21 protein-coding genes are annotated in these 24,608 nt (G+C 39.5%); 12 read left to right on the forward strand and 9 right to left on the reverse strand.

Annotation, left to right across the window (positions count from 1 at the left end; genetic code table 11):
* Positions 1 to 93: 93 nt before the first annotated feature.
* From rplS to NXS00_RS19450, 9 genes are all read left to right on the forward strand, one after another.
* On the forward strand, positions 94 to 447 hold the full coding sequence (gene rplS, locus NXS00_RS19410) for a 50S ribosomal protein L19 (RefSeq protein ID WP_258100928.1): 354 nt from the start codon (positions 94 to 96) through the stop codon (positions 445 to 447).
* A gap of 159 nt (positions 448 to 606) precedes the next feature.
* Positions 607 to 1,386 carry a diaminopimelate epimerase gene (dapF, locus tag NXS00_RS19415; protein ID WP_258100929.1) on the forward strand — a complete coding sequence of 260 codons (780 nt, stop codon included), beginning with the start codon at positions 607 to 609 and terminating at the stop codon, positions 1,384 to 1,386.
* A 49-nt stretch (positions 1,387 to 1,435) separates the two neighbouring features.
* The gene (secA, locus tag NXS00_RS19420; protein WP_258100930.1) at positions 1,436 to 4,795 is read left to right on the forward strand and encodes a preprotein translocase subunit SecA; all 3,360 of its coding nucleotides are present in this window, start codon (positions 1,436 to 1,438) and stop codon (positions 4,793 to 4,795) included.
* A complete protein-coding gene (locus NXS00_RS19425; RefSeq protein ID WP_258100931.1) occupies positions 4,774 to 5,295 on the forward strand; it encodes a hypothetical protein in 522 nt (173 codons plus the stop codon). Before secA ends, NXS00_RS19425 begins: the two co-directional genes overlap by 22 nt.
* Positions 5,288 to 6,481 (forward strand): M20 metallopeptidase family protein, encoded by a 1,194-nt coding sequence (locus NXS00_RS19430; RefSeq protein WP_258100932.1) that lies wholly within the window; start codon positions 5,288 to 5,290, stop codon positions 6,479 to 6,481. The genes NXS00_RS19425 and NXS00_RS19430 overlap by 8 nt, the downstream gene beginning before the upstream one ends.
* A gap of 147 nt (positions 6,482 to 6,628) precedes the next feature.
* Complete coding sequence (locus NXS00_RS19435) at positions 6,629 to 8,353, forward strand: Na/Pi cotransporter family protein (RefSeq protein ID WP_258100933.1); 1,725 nt, start codon at positions 6,629 to 6,631, stop codon at positions 8,351 to 8,353.
* 24 nt (positions 8,354 to 8,377) lie between these two features.
* Positions 8,378 to 9,535 carry a Na/Pi symporter gene (locus tag NXS00_RS19440; protein ID WP_258100934.1) on the forward strand — a complete coding sequence of 386 codons (1,158 nt, stop codon included), beginning with the start codon at positions 8,378 to 8,380 and terminating at the stop codon, positions 9,533 to 9,535.
* A 67-nt stretch (positions 9,536 to 9,602) separates the two neighbouring features.
* Positions 9,603 to 9,968, forward strand: a complete 366-nt coding sequence (locus tag NXS00_RS19445; RefSeq protein WP_258100935.1) for a phage holin family protein — start codon at positions 9,603 to 9,605, stop codon at positions 9,966 to 9,968.
* Positions 9,949 to 10,344 (forward strand): hypothetical protein, encoded by a 396-nt coding sequence (locus NXS00_RS19450; RefSeq protein WP_258100936.1) that lies wholly within the window; start codon positions 9,949 to 9,951, stop codon positions 10,342 to 10,344. Before NXS00_RS19445 ends, NXS00_RS19450 begins: the two co-directional genes overlap by 20 nt.
* On the opposite strand, the gene NXS00_RS19455 is transcribed toward NXS00_RS19450, so the two are convergent.
* From NXS00_RS19455 to panC, 7 genes are all read right to left on the reverse strand, one after another.
* Entirely contained in the window at positions 10,341 to 11,258 is a 918-nt protein-coding gene (locus tag NXS00_RS19455; protein ID WP_258100937.1) for an AraC family transcriptional regulator, read from the reverse strand. The genes NXS00_RS19450 and NXS00_RS19455 overlap by 4 nt on opposite strands.
* A 126-nt stretch (positions 11,259 to 11,384) precedes the next feature.
* On the reverse strand, positions 11,385 to 12,524 hold the full coding sequence (locus tag NXS00_RS19460; RefSeq protein WP_258100938.1) for an acyl-CoA dehydrogenase: 1,140 nt from the start codon (positions 12,522 to 12,524) through the stop codon (positions 11,385 to 11,387).
* Between the two features lie 142 nt (positions 12,525 to 12,666).
* Entirely contained in the window at positions 12,667 to 13,362 is a 696-nt protein-coding gene (locus NXS00_RS19465) for a zinc metallopeptidase (protein WP_258100939.1), read from the reverse strand.
* Between the two features lie 13 nt (positions 13,363 to 13,375).
* Complete coding sequence (gene rfaE2, locus NXS00_RS19470; protein ID WP_258100940.1) at positions 13,376 to 13,849, reverse strand: D-glycero-beta-D-manno-heptose 1-phosphate adenylyltransferase; 474 nt, start codon at positions 13,847 to 13,849, stop codon at positions 13,376 to 13,378.
* Positions 13,830 to 14,831, reverse strand: coding sequence for a lysylphosphatidylglycerol synthase transmembrane domain-containing protein (locus NXS00_RS19475; RefSeq protein WP_258100941.1), 1,002 nt, complete (start codon positions 14,829 to 14,831; stop codon positions 13,830 to 13,832). The genes rfaE2 and NXS00_RS19475 overlap by 20 nt, the downstream gene beginning before the upstream one ends.
* 6 nt (positions 14,832 to 14,837) lie before the next feature.
* Complete coding sequence (gene panD / locus NXS00_RS19480; RefSeq protein ID WP_258100942.1) at positions 14,838 to 15,188, reverse strand: aspartate 1-decarboxylase; 351 nt, start codon at positions 15,186 to 15,188, stop codon at positions 14,838 to 14,840.
* A 7-nt stretch (positions 15,189 to 15,195) separates the two neighbouring features.
* A complete protein-coding gene (gene panC, locus NXS00_RS19485) occupies positions 15,196 to 16,044 on the reverse strand; it encodes a pantoate--beta-alanine ligase (protein ID WP_258100943.1) in 849 nt (282 codons plus the stop codon).
* 107 nt (positions 16,045 to 16,151) lie between these two features.
* On the opposite strand from panC, the gene NXS00_RS19490 reads away from it, so the two are divergent.
* Genes NXS00_RS19490 through glmS form a run of 3 tightly spaced genes read left to right on the forward strand, consistent with a single transcriptional unit; the run spans position 16,152 to position 20,163 of the window.
* Positions 16,152 to 16,961, forward strand: a complete 810-nt coding sequence (locus NXS00_RS19490) for a glycogen/starch synthase (protein ID WP_258100944.1) — start codon at positions 16,152 to 16,154, stop codon at positions 16,959 to 16,961.
* On the forward strand, positions 16,954 to 18,318 hold the full coding sequence (locus tag NXS00_RS19495; RefSeq protein WP_258100945.1) for a DUF4270 domain-containing protein: 1,365 nt from the start codon (positions 16,954 to 16,956) through the stop codon (positions 18,316 to 18,318). The genes NXS00_RS19490 and NXS00_RS19495 overlap by 8 nt, the downstream gene beginning before the upstream one ends.
* Positions 18,319 to 18,324: 6 nt before the next feature.
* Complete coding sequence (gene glmS / locus NXS00_RS19500) at positions 18,325 to 20,163, forward strand: glutamine--fructose-6-phosphate transaminase (isomerizing) (protein ID WP_258100946.1); 1,839 nt, start codon at positions 18,325 to 18,327, stop codon at positions 20,161 to 20,163.
* 451 nt (positions 20,164 to 20,614) lie between these two features.
* Here the strand turns inward: glmS and NXS00_RS19505 are convergent, their stop codons facing one another.
* Both NXS00_RS19505 and NXS00_RS19510 read right to left on the reverse strand, forming a co-directional pair.
* Complete coding sequence (locus NXS00_RS19505; RefSeq protein WP_258100947.1) at positions 20,615 to 22,117, reverse strand: DUF4374 domain-containing protein; 1,503 nt, start codon at positions 22,115 to 22,117, stop codon at positions 20,615 to 20,617.
* 14 nt (positions 22,118 to 22,131) lie between these two features.
* Positions 22,132 to 24,429: a TonB-dependent receptor plug domain-containing protein gene (locus NXS00_RS19510; RefSeq protein WP_258100948.1), complete on the reverse strand. Its 2,298-nt coding sequence runs from the start codon at positions 24,427 to 24,429 to the stop codon at positions 22,132 to 22,134.
* Positions 24,430 to 24,608: the final 179 nt, after the last annotated feature.

Genomic DNA, 24,608 nt, shown 5'->3' on the forward strand with positions numbered 1-24,608 from the left:
TATTTTGAAAATAATCAAAGTACTATTACCTATTAATAATTAATTACCTATATTTGCACTCCTTTTTGAGAAACACTCAATAGAGAATAGAACATGAGCGAGTTAATAAAATTTGTAGAGGCGGAAAGCCAAGCGGTAAAAGAGAACTTCCCTAAATTCTCAGCAGGTGACACTGTAAACGTACACTACAAAATTAAAGAGGGTAATAAAGAAAGAGTTCAGCAGTTCCAAGGAGCTGTTATTCAAATAAGAAACGTCAATTCAAACGGTGAAACTTTCACTGTTAGAAAAATCTCTAGTGGCGTTGGTGTAGAAAGAATTTTCCCTATCCTTTCTCCAAACATCGAGAAAATCGAGTTGGTAAGAAAAGGTAAAGTTAGAAGAGCTAGATTGTTCTACTTAAGAGGTAGAAAAGGTAAAGCTGCTCGTATCAAGGAGAAACTTTAAGATTCAATCATTACGATATAAGGCCAACTTTGTCATGAAGTTGGCTTTTTTAGTTTACACCCATTCACATTCTGTCCTGCTCACTGACTATTTGGCAGAATATTAATTTAATTTGCACTCTTTTTTACTTGTGTATGGTTTTTGACCACACTAAATCTCATGCAGATTAAATTTCACAAATATCAAGGTACTGGAAACGACTTTGTCATGATAGATGACAGAGACGGTTCTTTCCCTATGGATGACTCCAAAGTCATCGGATTCCTATGCGATCGTAAAATGGGAGTCGGAGCGGATGGAGTTATCCTGATCCAAAATCATCCAACACTAGATTTCCGGATGATTTACTATAATCCTGATGGCAGCAAAAGTTTATGTGGAAATGGCAGCCGATGTGCTATTGCCTTTGCTGAAGCTTTAGGAATTATCAAGGATAAAACAACTTTCGAAACAACCGATGGAGAACATGATGCCTTTATCGAAAAGGACATCTACCATTTTCATTTGCACGATGTAAAAACCATCGAAGATATTAACGATTCAGAAGTGTTTATCAATACTGGCTCACCACATCACGTACAGTTCGTGAATGATATAGAAGCAGTTGATATTCTCCCAGAAGGAAGCAGCATCAGATATAGTGAAAAATATGCTCCGGCTGGCACCAATGTCAACTTTGTAGAACAGGTTAAATCTGGCATCAAAGTTCGCACTTATGAGAGAGGTGTAGAAAACGAAACTTTATCATGCGGAACTGGCGTAACTGCCTGTGCCATAGCTGCTAGCTTAAAAAATTATCACAGTCCAGTAAGCGTAGAAACACGCGGAGGACAATTAACGGTATCATTTGAAAAAAGTGATACAGATACATTCGAAAACATCTATTTGGCAGGACCAGCTAAAAAAGTATTCGAAGGAGTGGTGGAAGTAACTCTTTAATCAACTTCCATTTTATAACTTTAGACCCAATTTATTAAGAGATAGATTCATGTTAGATATAGTCAATAAGGGATTAGCGAAGATATTCGGAACCAAAGCGGAGAAAGACTTAAAGGAGATTGCTCCTATCGTAACTCAGATCAACAAAGAATTTGCCAGCCTTTCAAGCCTAAGCGATGATGAACTGAGAGGCAAGACTGATGAACTAAAAGGCATCATAGCTGATAGATTAAAGCACATCGATGAAGAGCTTGCTGCACTTCACGAAAAAGTAGATGCCGACGAGTCTTTAGACATTGAGCAGAAAGAGGCCATCTTCGAGCAGATTGACAAACTAGAATCAAAAAGAGATGAAGAACTAGAAGTAGTTCTAAAGGAAATTATGCCAGTAGGCTTTGCTGTGGTTAAAGAGACAGCAAGACGTCTTACTGAAAACAAGCAACTTGTTGTAACAGCTAATTCCTATGACCGAGAGCTATCAACAAGAAAAGAAAATGTAAAAATAGATGGCGATAAAGCCATCTGGGCAAATAAATGGAAAGCTGCAGGGACGGATGTAGAGTGGAACATGATTCACTACGATGTACAGCTGATCGGAGGTATCACCCTGCACTCGGGCAAAATTGCTGAGATGGCGACGGGTGAAGGTAAAACCCTGGTAGCTACATTACCTGCTTATCTTAATGGTTTATCAGGAAGAGGAGTTCACGTTGTAACCGTAAACGACTACCTGGCAAAACGTGACTCGGAATGGAATGCTCCAATCTTTGAGTTCCACGGAATGAAGGTTGACTGTATCGACAAGCATCAGCCAAACTCACCTGAGAGAAGAGCTGCCTATCAGTGCGATATCATTTATGGTACTAACAACGAATTTGGCTTTGACTACTTAAGAGACAATATGGCTCGAAACCCTGAAGAATTAGTTCAGGGTAAGCACCACTATGCAATGGTCGATGAGGTAGACTCTGTATTGATTGATGAGGCGCGTACTCCATTGATTATCTCTGGTCCTATTCCAAAAGGTGACGAGCATGAATTCTACGAGTTAAAGCCTAGAATCAATAAGCTCGTTGAAGCACAGAGAAAACTAGTTGGAGAATACTTAAACCAGGCGAAAAAATTAATCAAAGAAGGCAATGAAGGAGAAGCTGGACTACCGTTGTTCAGAGCCTACAGAGGTCTTCCTAAAAATAAGCCTTTGATCAAGTTTTTAAGTGAAACTGGAATCAGAGCATTATTGCAAAAAACAGAAAACTTCTACCTTCAGGACAATCAGAAAATGATGCCTGAGGCTGATGATCCATTGTTCTTCACTATAGATGAAAAGAACAACAGCATCGACCTTACAGAAAAAGGTATTGACTTGATCACTGGTTCAGGTGAAGATCCTAACTTCTTTATTCTTCCTGATATTGGTGAAGAAGTAGCAAAACTGGAGAACAATACTGAGATTGACGAGAAAGACAAGCTTCAAAAGAAAGAAGAAGTCATTCAAGACTATAGTGTAAAAGCTCAGCGTATCCATAGTGTTAACCAATTGCTTAGAGCTTACTGTTTATACGAAAAAGACACTGAGTACATCGTAGTTGATGACAAAGTGAAAATCGTAGATGAGCAGACTGGTCGTGTGATGGAAGGCCGTAGATATTCTGACGGACTTCACCAGGCCATTGAAGCAAAAGAAAGTGTTAAAGTAGAAGACGCTACACAGACTTACGCAACAATTACACTTCAGAACTACTTCCGTATGTACCACAAGTTGGCTGGTATGACAGGAACGGCTGAAACGGAAGCTGGCGAATTCTGGGACATCTACAAATTGGATGTAGTAGTAATCCCTACCAATAGAAAAATTGCCAGAAAAGATGAGCACGATAAAGTTTACAAAACAATTCGTGAGAAATTCAACGCCGTAGTTGAAGAAGTTGTAGACTTAAGACAAAAAGGAAGACCAGTATTGGTGGGTACCACTTCAGTTGAAATCTCTGAGGTACTTTCTCGAATGCTGAAGATGAAAAATATTGACCATCAGGTATTGAATGCGAAGCAACATGCTCGTGAAGCAGATGTAGTTGCAGAAGCTGGTAAGCCTGGAACTGTAACGATCGCAACCAACATGGCGGGTCGTGGTACGGATATCAAGCTTACTCCTGAAGCAAAAGCAGCAGGAGGTTTGGCCATCATCGGTACAGAACGTCATGAGTCACGTCGTGTAGACAGGCAGCTGAGAGGTCGTTCTGGTCGTCAGGGAGATCCAGGTTCTTCACAGTTCTACGTTTCTCTAGAAGATAACTTAATGCGTTTGTTCATGTCTGACCGAGTAGCGAAGATCATGGATAGACTGGGACTTCAAGAAGGAGAAGTAATCCAGCACAGCATGATTACCAAGTCAATCGAAAGAGCACAGAAGAAAGTAGAAGAAAACAACTTCGCTATTCGTAAGCGTCTTTTGGAATATGATGACGTGATGAACTCACAACGTGAGGTAATCTATAAGCGAAGAAGAAACGCACTATACGGTGAGCGTCTTGACCTGGATATCAACAACATGTTGTTCGATACCTGTGAGGACATTGCACTTAATGCTAAAATGGGCAATGACCTGGATGGTCTTAAACTAAACTCCATCAGTGTATTGGGAATTGACTTCCAAATCAATGAGGAAGAATTAACCAAAATGAATGAAATGGAGCTAAGCCAGAAATTGTATGAGGCCGCTCAGAATCATTACATCACTAAGAATAAAAATATTGCTGAAAGAGCATTACCGCTTCTACAGCAGATTCATAGAGACAAGGGAGCTACAGTAGAAAACATCCTAGTACCATTTACAGATGGTAAAAAACAAATTGGTGTGGCTGCTCCACTTGAAAAATCTGTTCAGACAGAAGGTAAGGCAATGATCAAGTCCATGGAGAAAATGATCACCCTGGCAATCATTGACCAAACATGGAAGGAACACCTTCGTGACATGGATGATTTGAAACAGTCTGTGCAGAATGCAGTTTATGAACAGAAGGATCCTTTGATCATCTATAAATTCGAAGGTTTTGAATTATTCAAAGCATTCCTGGGTAAAGTAAATGAAGAGTGTACTTCATTCTTAATGAAAGCGCAGATTCCGGTAAAAGAAGCGAATCAAGTACAGGAAGCGAGAGCACAACGATCTAAGCAGGATTATAAAGAATCTAAAGAAGACAGTGGCTCGTTGCTAAACAAAGGCGGACAACCACAGGCAAATAGAGCTCCTGCAGAAATCACTAAACCTGTTCAAACCATCAAAATAGCTAGCAGAAACCAAAAAGTGACTGTTCAATATTCAGATGGCTCTGTGAAAAAGGATGTGAAATTCAAAACAATAGAAGAAGACTTAAAGAATAATAAATGCGTGCTTCTAGACTCTTAATTTTCGCCTTAGTACTGGCAGCAGCCTACAGCTGTAAAACCTCTTCTACAACTACCAAAAGTAGTAGTAAATCAGAGAGTTATAGAGAAGATCTTTCAGTTCTTAGACCGGACTTGAAAGTTATTGATCCAGACTCTTCAGCTGTAGACGAGAGTAAAGTGGCTACTAGAACGGAACCGATCAAAGGCCATCTTAAATACGAACTAGATAGTGTTAATCAAATCATTATCACTCAAAACAAAGTTCGTAAGTATGTGGATGGCTACACGATCCAGGTTTACACCGGCAATGATCGTGACAAGGCTTATGCTGCAAAAAGCAAGGTTTTAGAGATCAATCCAGAATTAAATCCAAGCATGCACTATTATCAACCGAGCTACAAAGTGAAGGTTGGACAATACGTAAGCAAACTAGAAGCTCATGAGATCTATGAATCTCTTCGTAAAGAGTTTCCTCTTGCACTTTTAATCCCTGAAAGAATACCTGTCGATTATGACTGATACCATATCTGCCATCAAAGGATTGTCAGAAGAATATTATGAAGAAGTGCTTTCATTTAGAAGGCACCTTCATAGCAACCCTGAACTTTCTTTTGAAGAATACAACACCGCTGATTTCATTGAAGCCAAACTCAAAGAAATGGGTATCACTGATTTTGAGCGAAAGGCAGATACCGGAGTTACTTTCCTGATAAAAGGACATAAAGACAATGGCAAAACTGTTGCTATGCGTGCCGATATTGATGCGCTACCAATTGTAGAAGCCAATGATGTATCCTACAAGTCAAAAAATGAAGGTGTAATGCATGCTTGCGGGCATGACGTACATACCTCTTCTCTACTCGGTGCTGTCAAGATATTATCGCAACTCAAGGATCATTTTGAGGGTACGATTAAGGTAATCTTCCAGCCAGGAGAAGAAAAACTTCCTGGTGGAGCATCTCTACTGATTAAAGAAGGAATATTAGAAAACCCACAACCTAACAGAATACTTGGACAGCATGTCATGCCGCTCATCGAGTCAGGAAAAGTAGGCTTTAGAAAAGGTATGTACATGGCTAGTGCTGATGAAATCTACTTCACTGTAAAAGGTAAAGGTGGTCATGCAGCAATGCCAGAGAATGCGATAGACCCTGTTTTGATCACTAGTCATATTATTGTGGCGCTTCAGCAGATCATTAGTAGAAATAGCAGTCCTAAAATTCCATCAGTCTTATCATTTGGTCGAGTGGAAGCCCTAGGAGCTACCAATGTGATCCCAAATGAAGTAAAGGTGCAGGGAACCTTCCGTACTTACGATGAAGAATGGAGAGCCGACGCTCACAAACGAATGGTCAAAATGGCCGAAGGTATTGCAGAATCAATGGGTGCTACCTGTGAGTTCAATGTAATGAAAGGCTACCCACATTTAAAGAATCACCCAGAATACACTGAAGACAACATCAAATCTGCAAAGGAGTACTTAGGTGAAGAAAACGTAGTAGAACTTGATCTCTGGTTGGCAGGTGAAGACTTTGCCTACTACTCACAAGAAATTGATGCTTGCTTCTACAGATTAGGTACACGCAACGAAGAAAAAGGAATTATTTCAGGAGTGCACACCCCTACTTTCGACATAGATGAACCATCATTAAAAATAGGAATGGGCCTGTTTGCATGGCTAACAATTGCTGAACTGAATCGATAATTCTCTTCTCAACTTCATTCCTGGCATTTTCTTTCCCGATTATGAGTTAAAATTCAGGTAATCGTACCTGGAATGGAATAACTTAATATTCTCTTAATATGCAAAGTGTACTTTTGCACTTCATAACTTGATGCCAATAATTAGACAATGAAGTTTGGACTTATAGATTTATTGAATCTGCTTGGTGCTCTGGCATTCTTCATCTACGGAATGAAGATCATGAGTGAGGCCATCCAGCGAGTAGCAGGTTCTAAAATGAGGCAGATCTTAAGATCAATGACCTCTAACAGATTTAAAGGTGTACTTACAGGTTTTTTGATAACTGGACTAGTACAATCTTCATCTGCAACTACAGTACTGGTAGTAAGCTTTGTAAATGCAGGACTCTTATCACTTATTGAGTCTATTGGAGTGATTATGGGAGCCAATATCGGTACAACAATCACTGCATGGTTAATCTCCATCATTGGGTTTAAAGTTAAGATTGATGCTTACGCCCTAATCATCATAGCATTTGCTTTCCCTCTTTTGTTCTTTAGTAAGGATAAGATTAAAACCTGGGGAGAAGTATTCATCGGGTTTGCTTTATTATTCATGGGATTGGCCTATTTGAAGGATGCAGTACCTGATTTAAAATCAAATCCTGACTTATTAGCCTTTTTAAGTGAGTATTCGAATTTAGGCTTCCTTTCTACCCTATTATTTGTTGGTATAGGAACGATTATCACCGTAGTAGTTCAATCATCCAGTGCGGCAATGGCTTTAACCTTAGTAATGGCCAATAATGGATGGATTCCATTTGAATTAGCTGCCGCTATGGTACTTGGAGAAAATATTGGAACAACTATTACAGCCAATCTAGCTGCATTAGTAGGAAACGTACATGCTAAAAGAGCCGCGTTTGCTCACTTCATCTTCAATGTTTTCGGTGTAATTTGGATAGTGATTTTAATGCAACCGTTTGTGGCTGCCATCGGCTCCTATGTTGCTTATCAGACAGGAATGTCGCCAGAAACCAATCCGGAAGCCATTCCAATTGCATTATCTGTATTCCATACAGCCTTTAATATCATCAATACACTGATTTTAATTTGGTTTGTTAAGTACATCGCACAAATAGTCACAAGAGTCATCAAAGCCAAAGGTGATGACGCTGACGAATTCAAACTAGAGTACATCGGTACAGGGTTGCTCAATACCGCAGAGCTTTCACTAGAAGAAGCTCAAAAAGAAACCGCTTCATTTGGTAATGTCATCCAAAAAATGTCTGGCGTTCTTCGAGACTTGCTTTCGGAACCTAAAGCAAAAAAACAAAGAAAGCTCTTCAAGAAAATGAAGAAGATGGAAGATGCTACTGACCATCTGGAAGAAGAAATTGTCAAGTATTTAACTAAAGTTTCAGATGGCACATTAAGCTCTGAAGCTTCTACAAGAGTCACTTCACTTTTATCCATTGTGAATGACATGGAGCGCATAGGTGATGTCTTTTATCAAATGTCACGCGATTTCGAAACGAAATACGAAGACTCTAAGGCGGAGACATTTACTAAGAAGCAAGTCACGAGTTTATCAGAAATGTATAAGCTATTGAATGAGGCGATCAATGTTATGGTTAAAAACCTTAATTCAACTTACAAGAATGTGTCTATTGAGGAAGCTCTTGACTATGAGCTTGCCATAGATAAAATGCGCAATAAGCTTAGAAAAGAGCACACCAAACACATGCAGGATAAGAACTTCAATAATCGCATTGGAGCTCTGTACCAGGATCTATTCCAGTCCATGGAAAAAATCGGTGATCATGTGATCAATGTTACTGAAAGCATCACAGGTGAAAGCGAAAGAGAAATTAGAAGACAAGAAGCAAACTAATTGAGTCAGTCGTCTGATATAGCTATGCAAAACGAAGAATCCATAAAGTCTTATAGCATTACCAACATTGTTGGTATCATTCTGTCTATTGTAGGCTTCTTCGTGTCTATTCACTTCTTAGGGATGAGCTTCCAAACCATTGGCTCAGACTTCTCACAGAACTTCGAGATTGCTTTCGGTAATCCGGCCATTGGGCTATTTATAGGCCTGTTAGGAACAGCGATACTTCAGAGCAGCTCCACTACTACCTCAATGGCAGTGGCGGCTGTAGCAGCTGGGACAATCACTTTAGAGAATGCAATTCCCGTGGTGATGGGTGCCAACATTGGAACAACACTCACCAGTACGATCGTATCGATGAGTTATGTGACCAAGACAGCTGAATTCAAAAAGGCAGTTACGGCTGGCACCTGTCATGACATCTTCAATGTATTGACTTGTATAATTTTGTTCCCTCTTGAGTTGAAATATGGAGTGTTGAGTCAACTGAGTCACTCATTGGCATCCTTATTTGACTTGAGTACGGCAAACTCACCGGAGACTGATAAATTTTTCATTTATACGTTCCTGGATAAAATAGGAACTGCAGTAATTGGCTGGGTTGGTGGATTCGTCCTTCTTGTCATTAGCATTATTGGACTCTTTGGAACAGTAAAGGCGATTTCAAATATATCTTACAATCAGTTAATTGGTCCAACCAGAACGCGTTTTGAAGCAATTGCTTTCCAAAACACATTCCGCTCATTTGGATGGGGCTTCCTTTTAACAGCAATTATCCAAAGTAGCTCTATTACCACATCACTTATTGTGCCTCTGGTAGCAACCAGCAAAGTGTCTGTAAACAGAGCATTTCAGTTTGTGGTGGGATCCAATATTGGTACTACGATTACAGCAATTCTGGCAGCACTGTTCAAAAGTGAAGCGGCTATGAGTTTAGCATTTGCCCATTTCTTGTTTAACATGGCTGGTATGATACTTTTCATGGGAGTACCTCTTCTAAGAAAATTACCTTTGTACTTAGCAGACAAATTAGGCTCTATTGCTCTTAGATTTAAACTTTCTGCATTTGCCTATATCTTAATCTTATTCTTCGTTTTACCGTTCACTTTGATCTATTTCAGCAAAACAGAGAAACAAACTCCTCCAGCTGTTGCTACAGAAGAGGTATCTTCAAATAATTAGATCAAACATTTAGTGCCTCAATCATATTGTATATATTGATCATCTGATCCAAATTTGGACCCAGCATATGGCAGTAATAAACAAACTAGTAGATAAGATATCTGATTTCATCAGACTCAAAGGAGAAAAGATCAAACTTGACATCATAGCTCAAGTATCAAAATTACTTGCTCACTTTGTAGCCTTCATGACCATGGCGGTTGTAGGGTTCTTCTTATTGATATTTTTATCCATAGCTCTTGCTGCTTACCTTAACTATGTCCTGGAGAGTCCACATTTCGGTTATCTGATTGTAGGCGGAATATACCTTATTGGCCTGATCATTATCATCTTGCTCCTTAGATCCAACAAACTTCAAAACTGGTTGGAGACATTGTTTTTAAATTTGAGTGAATCAATTCAAGACGAATCTGATGATGAAAAAGAGATCTAAAGCATGGATAAGCCAGAGATCTAAACTTGACTCTAAGGAATTAAAAGTTAAAAAGGATCTCGAAAGAGCGAGCAACGACTTTGAAAGTCAAGTCAAACGTGTTGCAATAATTTCACTGGTTTCGGGAGTTGCTGTACTTGGAGGCTATGCACTTTTCAAGACTATGAGCCGAAAGGAAGAAATCATCCCAGAGCCTAAGAAAACAATCATCGAAAAGGCACCAATTCCTACTCCTGCAAAATCTAAAGGATTTGGATTTACTATCCGCAACATGGTTATGGAGCGCGCAGCAATGATCGCTCTCAATTTCATTGGAGCTCAGCTTACTGTTTTATTAGCTAAAAAATTTGGAGAAAAAGAAGAAGACGAAGATTAAACGTTAATTAACGACTCTCTTCTTCTCATTTTACCAGCAGGAATTCCAAACATCATCTTGAATCTTCTACAGAAATAAGCAGTGTCTTTATACCCAACTTCTTTGCCTATTTCTCGAATACTTTTCTTAGATGTTCTAAGCAGATTCACTGCTTCTTCCATGCGCTGGTACTCAATATAATCCTGCGGATTAATTCCTGTAAGCATTTTAAAATACTGCCCTACATAGTCTTCAGACACATTGGCAACATTTGCCAAAATCTTATTCGATAAGTCTTCTCCCAGATTCTCTTTGATAAAAGTGAAAATATCGATCAATCGAGGGTCTTTGAAGTACGTACTATTGGTAGCAAACTGCTCTACGAACAAACCTTGCTTCAAAATGTATCGAATCAACTCAACAACGAGTTGCTCTGTCATCACTTTGATGATTCTACCTTTACCAGGAGCAGTATCATTCACCTCATGGTTGATTGACTGAATCAAAGAAGATATTTTACCATCATCTTCAATTTTGAATGGCGGTATATCCAGAGATGCAAAAAAGTTTACTGAGTCAAAAGCCTTAGCTTCAAAAGAAACATAGCTGTAGCTCTCGCCATTTGAGTCATTGTCATTAGCGTAGCTTTGAAAATAAGACTCTTTATTGTTTAGGAAATCGTCTTTAGATAGGCTTACTGCGGCAGAAGAACCGTATGTAATGGAAACCTGTTTTCCTCCAGGCACAAAGAACACTTCTCCACCATGACACATGTCTTTATCCTTGCCAAATGCAAGTGATCCTTTGTTTACCAAAATCAAAGAATTCTCGATATCGTAGTTATTTTCTATGGTAACAGGCTTCAAAATATTAATATTCTTAGCCTTTATGAACCTAACTCCAAGAGATTCAATGATCTTATTATAATCTTCCACGCAGCTCTAATATGATTAAATACGGATAATCGAATGATTACCGAACAAATAATTGTATAAATCTAATATTAAAAAGTGGAATAATCCAAATATTGGGGGGATTAACCCCCAATATCCAAATTTATACTATTTCAATAATCCTCTAGAGATGACGATTTTTTGAATTTCTGACGTGCCTTCATAGATCTGTGTGATCTTAGCATCACGCATCAATCGCTCTACATGATATTCTTTCACATAACCGTATCCACCATGGATTTGCACTGCTTCTATAGCATTTTGCATAGCTGCTTCGGATGCATATAATTTAGCCATAGCACTTGCCTGACCATAATCTTGCTTCGTATCTTTTAAGTATGCAGCCTTCAAACACAACAGTCTTGCAGCCTCTACTTTCAATCCCATATCAGCTATTTTGAACTGAATAGCCTGGTGGTTAGCGATTTCCTTTCCGAAAGCTTTACGCTCTTTAGCGTATGCAATAGATCTTTCTAGTGCTCCAGCTGCAATTCCCAATGCCTGAGAGCCAATACCAATACGGCCGCCACTCAAAACCTTCATGGCAAACGTGAAACCAAATCCATCGTCGCCAATTCTATTTTCCTTAGGAACTTTTACATCCGTAAACATCAAAGAGTGTGTGTCAGACCCTCTAATTCCTAACTTATCTTCTTTCTTACCTACAACAAAGCCATCGAACTCACGCTCAACAATTAGACAGTTGATTCCCTTATGACCCTTCAACGGATCTGTTTGAGCCATTACTAAATAAATAGATGCTGAATTACCATTTGTTATCCAGTTCTTAGTTCCATTTAGTAGATAGTGATCTCCTTTATCTTCGGCAGTCGTTCTTTGTGAGGTGGCATCTGAACCCGCTTCTGGCTCAGACAAACAGAACGCACCGATTTTCTCACCAGTTGCTAAAGCAGGAAGGTATTTTTGTTTTTGCTCTTCTGTACCGAACGTCTCCAACCCCCAGCATACCAAACTATTGTTCACAGACATGCAAACAGAAGCAGAAGCATCGATCTTAGAAATTTCCTCCATCGCCAATACATAGGAAATGGTGTCCATTCCTCCTCCACCGTATTTTGGATCCACCATCATTCCCATAAAACCAAGCTGCCCCATTGCTCTGATTTGCTCCATCGGGAATTTTTGCTCGTTATCACGCTCAATTACTCCTGGTAACAATTCTTTTTCAGCAAACTCTCTTGCAGCGTCTCTTACAGCTAGATGCTCTTCTGATAAGTTAAAATCCATCTCTTTTACTTAAAGGTTATTGTTTGTTGTTTATTCCTAACTACTACAAATTTACAAGAATTTTGTTATGCATGCATACCATTTAAAAACAAAAAAACCTCTCGACTGAGAGGCTTTTTTCAAAATATTCTTCCGATTTTAATTAATCACGACTACCACCTAGATAGATCATCACCCAATACAATAAAGTAACTAAAGCTGACAATGCGGCAATCACATATGTCTGAGCAGCAGTATTCAAGGCGTCTTTTGCCATTCGGTGCTCTTCCGGGTTTACGATATTACGATCCTGTATCCATGCCAGAGCTCGTTTACTAGCATCAAATTCCACCGGTAAAGTAATGAATGCGAATAGCGTGAAAACACCGTAACAACCGATGATTACCAATATTGCCAGGTTAAAAGGAATAATACTAGGCAATAAAAATGCTCCAAAGAACATCATCATAAATACGATGTTGATTATTCTCGCACTTACGTTTTGGATCGGCACCATTGCTGATCTGAATTCCAAGAAGCTATACGCAGTAGCGTGCTGAACAGCATGACCACACTCGTGAGCTGCAACAGCTGCAGCAGCTGCAGATCTACCATTGTAAACTTCTGGACTCAAATTAACCGTTTTATCTGCTGGGTTATAATGGTCCGTTAACTGCCCAGGAACACACGTCACAGACACATCATGAATGCCATGATCTGCTAGCATCAATTGTGCAATTTCTTTACCTGAAAGATTGGATGACAATGCAATCTTCGAGTACTTCTTAAATTTATTTTTCAAACGTGTACTGACCACCAAACTGGCAACCATGAACACTATAATGATTAGAAATAACATATTCTCTTAATCTCTATTTAGTCTTTATCTTCTTAATAATCTCTGTGGTAGAATAGCCTGGTACTAAGTTAATCAGTTCCACTTTTCCACCATGGCTTTCTACGATATCTGCTCCTACGATGTTGCTTTTTTCATAGTCACTGCCTTTAACTAAAACATCTGGCAAAAATGATGCTATCAATTTTTCAGGCGTGTCTTCATCAAAAAGCACTACCGCATCTACAGTTTCTAATGCCGCCAAGGCTAACAATCGACCTTGTTCATTAATAATAGGACGATTATCCCCCTTTAATCTTTTAACTGAAGAATCAGAATTCATGCCAACCACCAAACGACTGCCTAATTGTCTTGCTTTTATGAGGTACTGGATATGCCCCGGATGTAACAAGTCAAAACATCCGTTGGTAAACACCACTTCTAATCCCTGGTCTTTCCATTTAGTGACCAATGAAACCAACTCACCTTGATCAAATATCTTTCTGGACATCTGGGCTAGAAGCTTTGTGTTTATTAATAAATACCGAAATCAATAAGGCGGCTCCTCCGAATACAGCGGTTGCAACTAATTGAGAGGTATGTAAGAGTGTGGCAAGAAAAACACCGGTTGTTTCCTCCACAGCATATAATACTAAAGCACTACTAATAAATGCATGATAGGTTCCTATTCCTCCTTGCACGGGTATAACTAATGCTATTCCGCCAGCCACCAATAGCATAATTCCCGTACTCCAAGGCAAATCAGCTGTTTCTGGCACAGAAAACACGATGAGATAACTCATAAAGTAATAAGTTACCCAAAGTAGCAGTGTGGATAAAATAAACTGCACTGGGCTATTTAATTCTCTCAATGAAAGCAAAGCCCTGAACAGATCGTCTAGAAATGCTTTTACTTTTGGAACCTTTTGATAGAGGAGATAAATAGCAATTAGACCTAAAATTCCTCCAACCACTAAGAATATACCCAACTTCCAGGCTAAGCCTGTCACATCTCCGAGCCCCGAAAACACATCTGTAATTAGCGCCATGAAATTGTCATACTCCAGAATGAGTGTGGCAAGAATCATCAAAACAAGGGTGATCATATCCACGATACGCTCCGAGATAACCGTACCTAAAGAAGTAGCAACAGGCACATCATCACTTCGCTTCATCATTCCACATCGTGTGATTTCTCCCAACCGGGGAAATGCCAAATTGGCAAGGTATCCTACCAACACTGCCAAATTGGTTCGATGTACATTCAGATTGGGATAGCCTAATGGCTTCATCAACAGATTCCATCGATAGGATCTGGAATAATATGCCAACAAAGACAGCACAATGGATAAGATTACCCATGTGTAGTCTACTTCTGCGGTCTTCGCCCAAAACTCTTCGAAATCAACATTGCGAAAAGCGAAATAGAGTAACACCCCCGCCAAACCTAATGTCAATACATATTTGATGACGGAGATTATCTTTTTTACCATAAAATATTAGTTGCTCAGACGATTCTTCTCGTCCGGGAAAATCACTACTGGCTTGTGGGTTTTAGCTTCTTCTTTATCGATAGAGCAATAAGAGATAATGATAACGATATCTCCTACCTGTGCTTTTCGTGCAGCCGGGCCATTCAGACAAATTTGTCCTGTGCCTCGCTCACCTGTAATCACATAGGTTTCTAATCGTTCACCATTATTGATGTTAACAATCTGTACTTTTTCATTCTCTATCAAATCAGCAGCATCCATTAGATCTTCATCTATCGTGATAGAACCCACGTAGTGAAGCTCTGCTTCTGTGATTTTTACCCTATGAATCTTCGATTTTAGTACTTGTATATGCATTTCTGGATCAATCTTGCCGCAAATATAGGTTATCAATTAGTCTTACACCCTCTACAAACCCTGCAACGCAAATTACAGCAGGTTGATTCACATTCTCATCAAGATCTTCTAAATCATGTGGGGAGACAATGTTGATGTATTCAATTGACAATCCTTCCTGTTTATTATAAAAAGCAATAGCAGCGTTTTTAGTTTCATCTGGACTTTTAGCCTGATCCCATTCTTGCTTAGCAATGGTCAACCCTTTGTATATAGAGCTTGCTATTTCAAGTCCATCATTAGAAAGTCTTTGATTGCGTGAAGACATAGCCAATCCAGAAGGTTCTCGAACTATTGGCACACCAATAATCTCGACCGGCTGGGACAAATCCTCAACCATACGCTTTACTAGCAAATATTGTTGCATGTCTTTTTTACCAAAATAGGCTCTGGTAGGATTACAAATATTAAAGAGCTTCGTTACTACCACGCCTACTCCAGAAAAGTGTCCTGGACGGAACGCTCCTTCCATCACTCGCTCCATTTGACCAAAGACTATAGAAACTTGTGGCTTTTCTGGATACATGTTTTCTTCAGCTGGTGCAAACACCAAATCAACTCCTAATTTCTCTAAATGAGAAAGGTCTTTTTCAAGTGTCCTCGGATAGTTATCCAGGTCCTCCTGATTGTTGAATTGTAGTGGGTTCACAAAGATGCTAACTATCAGAATATCATTCTCTTTACGGGCCTGTTTGACCAGGTGAAAATGTCCTTCATGTAGCGCACCCATTGTAGGTACCATTCCAATGGATTTCTCCTGGAATCTAAGGCGTTGGGTTTCATTAAATATCTCAGCTGGGAGACTGTAGACTTGCATCAAGTATAGAATTAATGTTGCGTAACTTACTGAAAACGTTGATTATATGGCAAAAATATCGTAATTTTGGGGTCATTTTAGTCAATCCTCAATAAAATAGCATATCTATGTCGAATTTAAGAATCCTTTATGTTGCAAGTGAGATTAACCCTTTCTTGAAAACTTCTGAGGTCGCTGATTTTGTCAGAAGACTTCCACAAGCAATGCAAGAGAGGGGGATGGAAATCAGGATTTTAGTACCCAGATTTGGGTTGATTAACGAGCGAAAAAATAGACTACACGAAGTTGTAAGATTATCTGGTATCAACATCTCTGTTGGTGATGAGGAGAAGCCTTTAATTATCAAAGTAGCATCTATTCCAAATGCTAAGCTTCAGGTATACTTCATTGACAATGAAGATTACTTCCATAGAAAGTCAGTATTCTTTGATAAAGAAGACAACTTCTATGAAGATAACGATGAGCGTGCAATATTTTTCTGTAAAGGCGTTTTAGAAACTGTAAAGAAACTTGGATGGTCTCCGGACATTATTCACTGTAATGATTGGATGACAAGCTTGATTCCACTTTATGTGAAATCAACATACAAGAACGATCCAATTTTTAAGGATTCTAAGACTGTATTCACAATTTATAATAATAAGTTTACGCACAAATTCGGCGAAGACTTACTTGAAAAAGTGAAAATGATTGACATTGACGACAGTATGCTAGGACCATTGAAAACCGGAGATTACGAAGGTTTTGTGAAAATGGGATTAGAATATGCTGACGCAGTGATTAATGCAAATGAAGAGTCATCCGAAAGTTTCGATAAGTTGATGGACGACATGAATGATAAGCGTGTCGATATTTCTGAAAAAGATGAGAATTTCGAAGAATCTTACTTTAACCTTTACAATGACCTTGTTGGATAAACTAACTTGCTTATACAAGTCGGGATTAGCTTTGTTGCTAATCCCGTTTTTTTTTGCCTGTGATGACCCCTCACAGCTCGGTCTGGAAGTTCCAGACACAGATGATCGATTTAATGTTCAAAAAGCCGAATTCTCCTTACCTGTAAGCACGATTTACATAGACAGTCTTATTTCAGGGTATTCAAATTTCTCTACTTTCGGCCAATACACAGACCCTGTTACCGGTAAGGTAAGAGCAACTGCTTATAATCTGATCGGTATTGACGGTGGCCACCTACCGGACACAACAGACACGTTTTTGAGAGCTTATATGAAACTTGCTGTAAGTGAAAACAGGATGAATTCCGAACTGGTTGGCGAAGAACTTCACATTCATGAAGCCGAGGATTCTCTTTTCACATCAGCTGTCTATTTATCCAGAAATTCCATTCCATATAATTCGGAGCCAATTCTTTCGCACACATTTGATTTTGACCCAACGGGTACCAGACCTGATAGTATCATCACTGTGGATCTGTCTGATGAACTGGCTCTAAAATATTACAATCAACTTTACAGAGCTGCAATTGATGGATCCGGAGAAACATTAGATTCTTTAAGAAGAAACTATTTCTTTAGAAAACCACTAGTATTTGTACCAGGAGAAAACAATCAGGGTCTTTACAATTTTGATGTAACCAGTGAGTATACAGGTATTTATTTTGAAATGGAAAATGATGCCAAGGACACTGTTTACACCTACAAGTATAAATTTAGAAGACATTTCAGCAATCTTGAGCGAGATAAGACAGGAAGTGAGTTGCAAAACTTAACAGAAGATTACCAGGAAAACGCAAGTACCGATACCTACTCCTACAGTGACGTAATGGCTGGAGTTTATACGAAAGTGAGTTTACAACCTTTACTTGATTTTATCGAAGATCAAAAATTAGTTACGGTCAATAGTTCAAGAATACAATTGCAGGCAACCGACCCTAACCAAAACTTCACATCAAATATCCAGGCATTTAACGGATTCTTTGTGTTAGGTGATGGAAGAATTAATGGCCCTGGAGGACAAGCCCAAGATCAAAACGGGAGTCCTAATCCAGCAGCTTCAAGAAATGCCATATTGCGAGATGAGTCTTACTTCTCTGCTCAACCTGCATTGCTCAATATTACATTGGATTCAACTAATTTATACCGAGCAAACATGGCGTTGTTCACCCAATTACTATTCGATAATCATGAAAATGATAAGGAATTTATAACGAAAGAATTTGTCTTGGTGAGCCCTCGCTCCTCAACATTAAATCAAACGGCATTGATTAATTCAGAGGTTAAACTTACCTTGTACTATACATCCTTAACAGAATAAAAATCTATGTGTGGAATAGTAGGATACATCGGGCATAAGCCCGCATTTCCTATACTCATTAAAGGTCTAAAACGATTAGAGTACCGAGGATATGACAGTGCAGGCGTAGCACTAATTGAATCTAGCGACCTTGATATTTTTAAAAAGAAAGGAAAAGTTTCTGAATTAGAAAAATTCACTGAAACGAACTCCTTTAAGGGAACAATCGGAATCGGGCATACGCGTTGGGCAACTCATGGAGAGCCCAACGACCGAAATGCTCACCCTCACTACAGCCATGATCAAAAATTGGCCATTATTCATAATGGGATTATTGAGAATTATGGCGCCTTGAAGACTGAACTTACCGAAAAGGGCTATGAGTTTAGAAGTGACACAGACACGGAGGTTTTCATCACATTCATTGAAGACATCAAAAAGTCACTTGATCTGAACCTGGAGGATGCAGTTCGAGTAGCACTTACCAAAGTGGTTGGAGCTTATGCCATCGTAATCATGTCTGTTGAAGAACCAGACAAATTGATTGCCGCCAGAAAAGGTAGTCCAATGGTCATTGGTCTTGGACAAGGTGAGTATTACATCGCTTCAGATGCCACTCCAATTGTTGAATATACCAATGAGGTTGTTTATTTAAATGATGAGCAAATAGCAATCATTTCCAGAGAGAACCTGGAAATAGTTGACACCAAGGATGTGCCTCAAGAAGCAGAAATCCACAAACTAGACCTGAAACTTGAAGCAATCGAAAAAAGTGGTTATGATCACTTCATGCTGAAAGAAATCATGGAGCAGCCAAATTCCATTGCTGACTGCATGCGTGGAAGATTAAATGCCAATGAAGGATTATTAACACTTGGTGGTATCCGTGAATATGCGGAAATGATCACTAATGCTAAGAAAATCACCATAGTGGCCTGTGGCACTTCATGGCATGCCGGATTGGTTGCTGAATATATCTTTGAAGATCTATGTAGAATTCCTGTAGAGGTAGAATACGCTTCTGAATTCCGATACAGAAACCCGATCATCAATGAAGGCGATATCCTTTTTGCGATTTCTCAATCAGGAGAAACCGCAGACACACTAGCTGCCATTGAGCTGGCTAAGTCAAAAGGTGCGTTCGTTTTTGGTGTAGTAAACACCGTTGGCTCGTCTATTTCCAGAGTTACTCATGAAGGAGCTTATCTGCATGCTGGTCCTGAGATTGGGGTTGCTTCTACAAAAGCATTCACGGCTCAGCTGACAGTTTTAACGATGATAGCCCTGAGAATTGCGTCCAAAAAAGGAACGATCTCAGACTCTAAATACAGAGAGTTGTTGGTTGACCTGGAGAACATTCCTGGAAAAGTTGCCAAAGCGCTAGAAACTGACAAAACGGTAAGAGAGATCTCTGCCCTCTTTAAGGATGCTAAGAACTTCTTGTATCTTGGCAGAGGGTATAACTTCCCTGTAGCACTAGAAGGAGCCCTGAAACTTAAAGAAATTTCCTACATCCACGCTGAAGGCTACCCTGCAGCGGAAATGAAGCACGGACCAATTGCCTTGATCGATGAGAATATGCCTGTGGTATTTATCGCCACCAGAGATAGCTCATATGACAAGATTGTCTCCAACATTCAAGAGGTTAAGTCCAGAAAAGGTAAAGTAATTGCTGTAGTAACGGAAGGTGATGTATTGATTCCTAAGATGGCAGACTTCACGATAGAAGTGCCTTCTACGCATGAAGCTCTGATGCCATTAGTATCTGTGATTCCTTTACAGCTACTCTCCTATCATATCGCTGTGATGCGAGGAGCTAATGTGGATCAGCCAAGGAATCTGGCCAAATCTGTGACGGTGGAGTAAAGAACAAAACAAGAGGAAGCTACTTCCCATACGGAAATGCTTCCTTTAGCTTGCGTTTGATGTAAGGACACTCAGATTCTTTGATAGCACGCATAATTATTCTGTGCTTTTCGGAGGGTTGACTCTTTATCTTTTTAGTCAATTCAATCAAGACCTGATCAAAATCGTTGATATCCATATCTAAAAAATGGTGCCTCATTAAACCGTGCAGCAACACGGCTTAAGAGGTCTTTATTGGTTTAATTAAAGCGCTATCAAGCATGTCCAATTGATAGCCTTATTATTTAGAATCATTCTAAACTATAGCAAAGAAACAATATGCCAGCTAACCCTACAATACCTATTGGTAGTGAAATCCAATGGCTAGAGTTAGCTATAAACGATAAAACACAAACAAAAAAGGCTCTAGACACGACGTCCAAAGCCTAATAAAACAATCGAAACTTACTTTTTAGTACCTAAGCACTCCTATAGCCTTCACTCCCTCCGCAGTAACCCGAGACAATTCTGACGCAGAAGAAGCAGATGGATCAATGGTGTATAAATAGTGAGTGTTTTCAGATGTAGTGATTGGAACCACCAATTGATTGTTTTCCATATCTATATAAGGAGTTCCTACCAAGAACGGATCTTCTTCTAAACCAGCTGCAGAAGGAAGTCCTGTCACCCAGCTAAAAGATTCAGAAGCTACATCAACCACAGCAAATCTATCTGCATCAATCCCAAAGGTGGCATTGGCGTTAGTTCCTGGATACATGCTTAAAACGAACGTAGTACCTCCCATATAATACGCTCTAAACAAGTTGTAACCACCAGAGGCAGCTGATATATCAAAGAAGTAATCCTGATCAAAAGAAAAGTCACCCTGATTGATTTTTAGTACTCCAGAAGGAATAGTCGTTGACTCTGCATCTGCATAATTAGTTTGACCAGAAGAAAATACGTATAGGTCTCCACTTTCTACTACTTCTAAGCCAGTTTCCCCTTGAGAGTATTTCTGTCCTGCTACAAAACCCGTTCTTCCTGAATCTTTGATCACTTGATCCACTGTAAAGTCTTCATTAAATACCACTACATAGGTGTTGTTATAATGAGCTGAAGAGAAACTACTTGAAGAAATACTTCTTGCTCCAGCAATCAACTTACCTTCGTACTCTGCGATATCAGTAAAATAAGCAACCTCACCTTCTTCCAGAAGGTCATCTGTTACCACATTGTATAAAGTAGAAGCGTCTGTCTCGGGATCTACTTGATAGAAGTACCCTTGTTGGGCTACGTCTGGATCTCGTAATCTGTCCGAATAGGCTAAAATCAAACTGCCGTTCACTTCGCCTCTCGTTTGGATAGACACATCTAGACCTAACTCATTACGCTGAATCACTTCTCCATCTTCTGACAAAACATAAGAAGCAGTTGTTCCAGCATCTGCCTGATTGTATAAGAAACCGTAGACTACTTCCTGCCCATAAAATGTCCACGTTCTACTACCTGGTGACTGCACCGCTGACGATGCTGTCGCATCAAAAGTAGTCTCGGAAGAAATCCCGCCTCCCAATACCAGATAATCATTATCTCCTGAGGAAGCTGCAACCACATATTTCAGTCTTCTGTCATCGTTATCATCACTGTTTGCGACATAACCATCTGGTTGCTCGCACGCCTCTTCTATCACTTCCGGGTTTCCAAGTCCATCACCATCGTTATCTTCAAACCAGGTAAGAACCTCACAGAAAGGAACTGTATCATCAGTATCATCGCTGTTGGACACATACCCTTCAGGTTGTTCGCAAGCTTCCACGAAAGAGTCAGGATTTCCCAACCAATCGTTATCTGCATCTTCATACCATGTAAGTTCATCACATGATGGCTCATCGTCATTACAAGCAACAAATGTTGTCATCGCTGCAAACAACATCACTGCCATGACTCGTCTTATTAGAATATTAGTTTTCATAAAATTAGATATGGTTATATCTGGTTAAAAAAATACCTGACTTTGATAGAAAAGCTCCTACCAGGTTTCTGTAGACTATAGTTGTCATACAGGTCAGCATCAAAAATATTTTTACAGTCTACAGCTGCATTGTATCTGCCATTTTTCCAGGTATATGTCGCGTAAATGGAATGATTCCACTGAGTAGGAACTTCTAGCCTGTTTGCCGCTTCATAGGTAGAATAATCATACAGGAACTTGCGAATGAATTGGAGGTTATATCCAAAACCCAACCGACTATCTGGCAACCATAAATTGTGCAAAATGTAGGTCGCATCGGCATTACCAAATACGTTGGCTAGATTTGGCATAACCGCATCATAATAGGTACTCCCTTCGGTTTTGTTCACAGGATCCTGAAAGGAAAGATTAGCACCACAGGAAAACTGATCTTTAAATGAGTAGCGTATCTCCGTATCAAATCCTGTAGACTTCACCAACTGAGTATTCTCATAGGTCCCTTCTCCTTGAGAGTAATTGATATTTCTTCTGATAAAATCTGAAGTACTTCTGTGAAAGAAATTAAAATCCACATTAAGCACGTGATACCTATTGATAGCGTAGGTATAATTTGTCCCCAGGTTTACATTTCTACTTTGCTCAGGATTCAGATCAAAATTGGCGACATAAAAGCCAAACACTTCTCCAAAAAGCTCAGCACTTTCTGGCAGTCTCGCAGTTAATTCATAATTAGCCTTTACCTGAAGGTTCTTCGTAAAAAAATATGAAGCAGCGGCGCCATAGCCATATTTCGTACCGCTTTTAGTTACGGTTTCAAAATTACTGATGTGGGTGTTGGATAAATCCAAGTAGGTAGAAGCATAATAAGAGTAAATCTTCCCAAAAACTGATGTACTAAAACTCTCTGTCCAATCGCTATTAAAGCTTGCTCCGAGTATATTTCTATTGTTGACACGTGGTTTCTGGTTGATGTAATCATCTACCGCCTTTTTCTCATCACCGTGACGTGCGAAAAAATTGGAGACATTGTTTAGCGTGATTTTGTGATCCTTGCTGACGGCATAGTTCAAATTGGCATTGATGGTTCCATTATTGTTTTTGTATTCGTAATCTGAATACTGAATCTCCCCCGGAGAATTAGAGAGCTTTGACTCTCCTAACCAATTATACTCCTTGTCCGATACGTCATAATTATTGCCTCCTCCCAAATTATAGTTTGCTGCAACACTAAAATTGAGGCCGTTTAGCAACAAATTGCTTTTAGCGAATAAAAAAGATGGCATGATGGTTTCTGATGTCTGATATTTCTCCCCAAAAGCCAGGTTGAGATAGGCAGGATGTTGAATTTCATCATATTCCTGGCCTAAAGTGATCCCAAAAAGCAGTTGATCCACAAAGGACTTGTTGACCACCCCGATTTTTGCAATAATTGTTTCATTGTAATATACGTCATGAAAGCGTCTTACTCGCTGAAGATCCTTTGACAAAAGGTTGGTCTCAAAATCCTTAATCTTGACATCAACGAAATAGTTATTATCTGAGTAATTCTGATATGCACTTATTTGAGCTGTAAAACCACTTTTGGTAGTGACTCCAGCATTCACAAACGTCATGTGCGTGTTGAATGATCCAAAAGAATATGAAGCATCTATGTATTTACCTGGCGTTTTTTTGGTCACAATGTTTACCGCTCCACCCAACGCATCCGAACCAAAATTGACAGGAACCACCCCTTTGTACACTTCTATACGCTCAGCCAGATTCACCGGAAGATTGTTGATTTGGAATGCAGAACTCATGGCATCCATAGGCATCCCATCTATAAAAAACCGAACATGTCTTCCACTGAGTCCATTAATTGTGACATTTGATTGAGATCCTAACCCTCCCTCTTGCTGAATCTTCACTCCTGGTGTTCGGTCCAAAACCTGGGACAAATTAATGGAAGCATTATGGTACGGGCGGGCATCAATGGCCACCACATTAAAGCCAGATTCCTCAATTTCTCTTACTTCAGACTTACCCAGAACCATTACCTCGTCGAGGGTTTTGGGATCTTCTTTTAGTTGAATTTGTAAATTCTCAGCTGAATAATCAGCCAATGAAATTTCCTGACTGATAAAACCAAGCATCGAGAAAACTAAAACAGCATTTAGCTCTTGGACTTGAAGCTCGAAACGTCCTTCTCCACCTGTATAGGTCGCATTCGTTGTGGTCTTCTCCAAAACAATTGCACCAACCACTGGCTCGCCATTGAGATCAGTGACCAACCCTATCACTTGAGTAGTCTGACCACAAACTATGACAGCCATCAATAGAAAACATGTGAAGAGAAATGTGAATCGCATTATTTATAATCAGTCTAAATAATGTCGCGAAAGTATTCAGGAAAAAACGCTGAAAGGAGCATTTACCAGACTAAAACAGAAAAATGACTAGCTGTAGCTAGGCACGTAACTAACACTAGCGAGATGACATTCACTACTATTGG

Source organism: Marinoscillum pacificum, from assembly GCF_024714495.1.
Taxonomy (GTDB): domain Bacteria; phylum Bacteroidota; class Bacteroidia; order Cytophagales; family Cyclobacteriaceae; genus Marinoscillum; species Marinoscillum pacificum.

What these genes read in the sequence shown, in the direction of transcription:
- rplS (WP_258100928.1), top strand. Translation starts at nt 94, where the DNA reads ATGAGCGAGTTAATAAAATTTGTAGAGGCGGAAAGCCAAGCGGTAAAA.
- dapF (WP_258100929.1), top strand. Translation starts at nt 607, where the DNA reads ATGCAGATTAAATTTCACAAATATCAAGGTACTGGAAACGACTTTGTC.
- secA (WP_258100930.1), top strand. Translation starts at nt 1,436, where the DNA reads ATGTTAGATATAGTCAATAAGGGATTAGCGAAGATATTCGGAACCAAA.
- NXS00_RS19425 (WP_258100931.1), top strand. Translation starts at nt 4,774, where the DNA reads ATGCGTGCTTCTAGACTCTTAATTTTCGCCTTAGTACTGGCAGCAGCC.
- NXS00_RS19430 (WP_258100932.1), top strand. Translation starts at nt 5,288, where the DNA reads ATGACTGATACCATATCTGCCATCAAAGGATTGTCAGAAGAATATTAT.
- NXS00_RS19435 (WP_258100933.1), top strand. Translation starts at nt 6,629, where the DNA reads ATGAAGTTTGGACTTATAGATTTATTGAATCTGCTTGGTGCTCTGGCA.
- NXS00_RS19440 (WP_258100934.1), top strand. Translation starts at nt 8,378, where the DNA reads ATGCAAAACGAAGAATCCATAAAGTCTTATAGCATTACCAACATTGTT.
- NXS00_RS19445 (WP_258100935.1), top strand. Translation starts at nt 9,603, where the DNA reads ATGGCAGTAATAAACAAACTAGTAGATAAGATATCTGATTTCATCAGA.
- NXS00_RS19450 (WP_258100936.1), top strand. Translation starts at nt 9,949, where the DNA reads ATGATGAAAAAGAGATCTAAAGCATGGATAAGCCAGAGATCTAAACTT.
- NXS00_RS19460 (WP_258100938.1), bottom strand. Translation starts at nt 12,524, where the DNA reads ATGGATTTTAACTTATCAGAAGAGCATCTAGCTGTAAGAGACGCTGCA.
- NXS00_RS19465 (WP_258100939.1), bottom strand. Translation starts at nt 13,362, where the DNA reads ATGTTATTTCTAATCATTATAGTGTTCATGGTTGCCAGTTTGGTGGTC.
- rfaE2 (WP_258100940.1), bottom strand. Translation starts at nt 13,849, where the DNA reads ATGTCCAGAAAGATATTTGATCAAGGTGAGTTGGTTTCATTGGTCACT.
- NXS00_RS19475 (WP_258100941.1), bottom strand. Translation starts at nt 14,831, where the DNA reads ATGGTAAAAAAGATAATCTCCGTCATCAAATATGTATTGACATTAGGT.
- panD (WP_258100942.1), bottom strand. Translation starts at nt 15,188, where the DNA reads ATGCATATACAAGTACTAAAATCGAAGATTCATAGGGTAAAAATCACA.
- panC (WP_258100943.1), bottom strand. Translation starts at nt 16,044, where the DNA reads ATGCAAGTCTACAGTCTCCCAGCTGAGATATTTAATGAAACCCAACGC.
- NXS00_RS19490 (WP_258100944.1), top strand. Translation starts at nt 16,152, where the DNA reads ATGTCGAATTTAAGAATCCTTTATGTTGCAAGTGAGATTAACCCTTTC.
- glmS (WP_258100946.1), top strand. Translation starts at nt 18,325, where the DNA reads ATGTGTGGAATAGTAGGATACATCGGGCATAAGCCCGCATTTCCTATA.
- NXS00_RS19505 (WP_258100947.1), bottom strand. Translation starts at nt 22,117, where the DNA reads ATGAAAACTAATATTCTAATAAGACGAGTCATGGCAGTGATGTTGTTT.
- NXS00_RS19510 (WP_258100948.1), bottom strand. Translation starts at nt 24,429, where the DNA reads ATGGCTGTCATAGTTTGTGGTCAGACTACTCAAGTGATAGGGTTGGTC.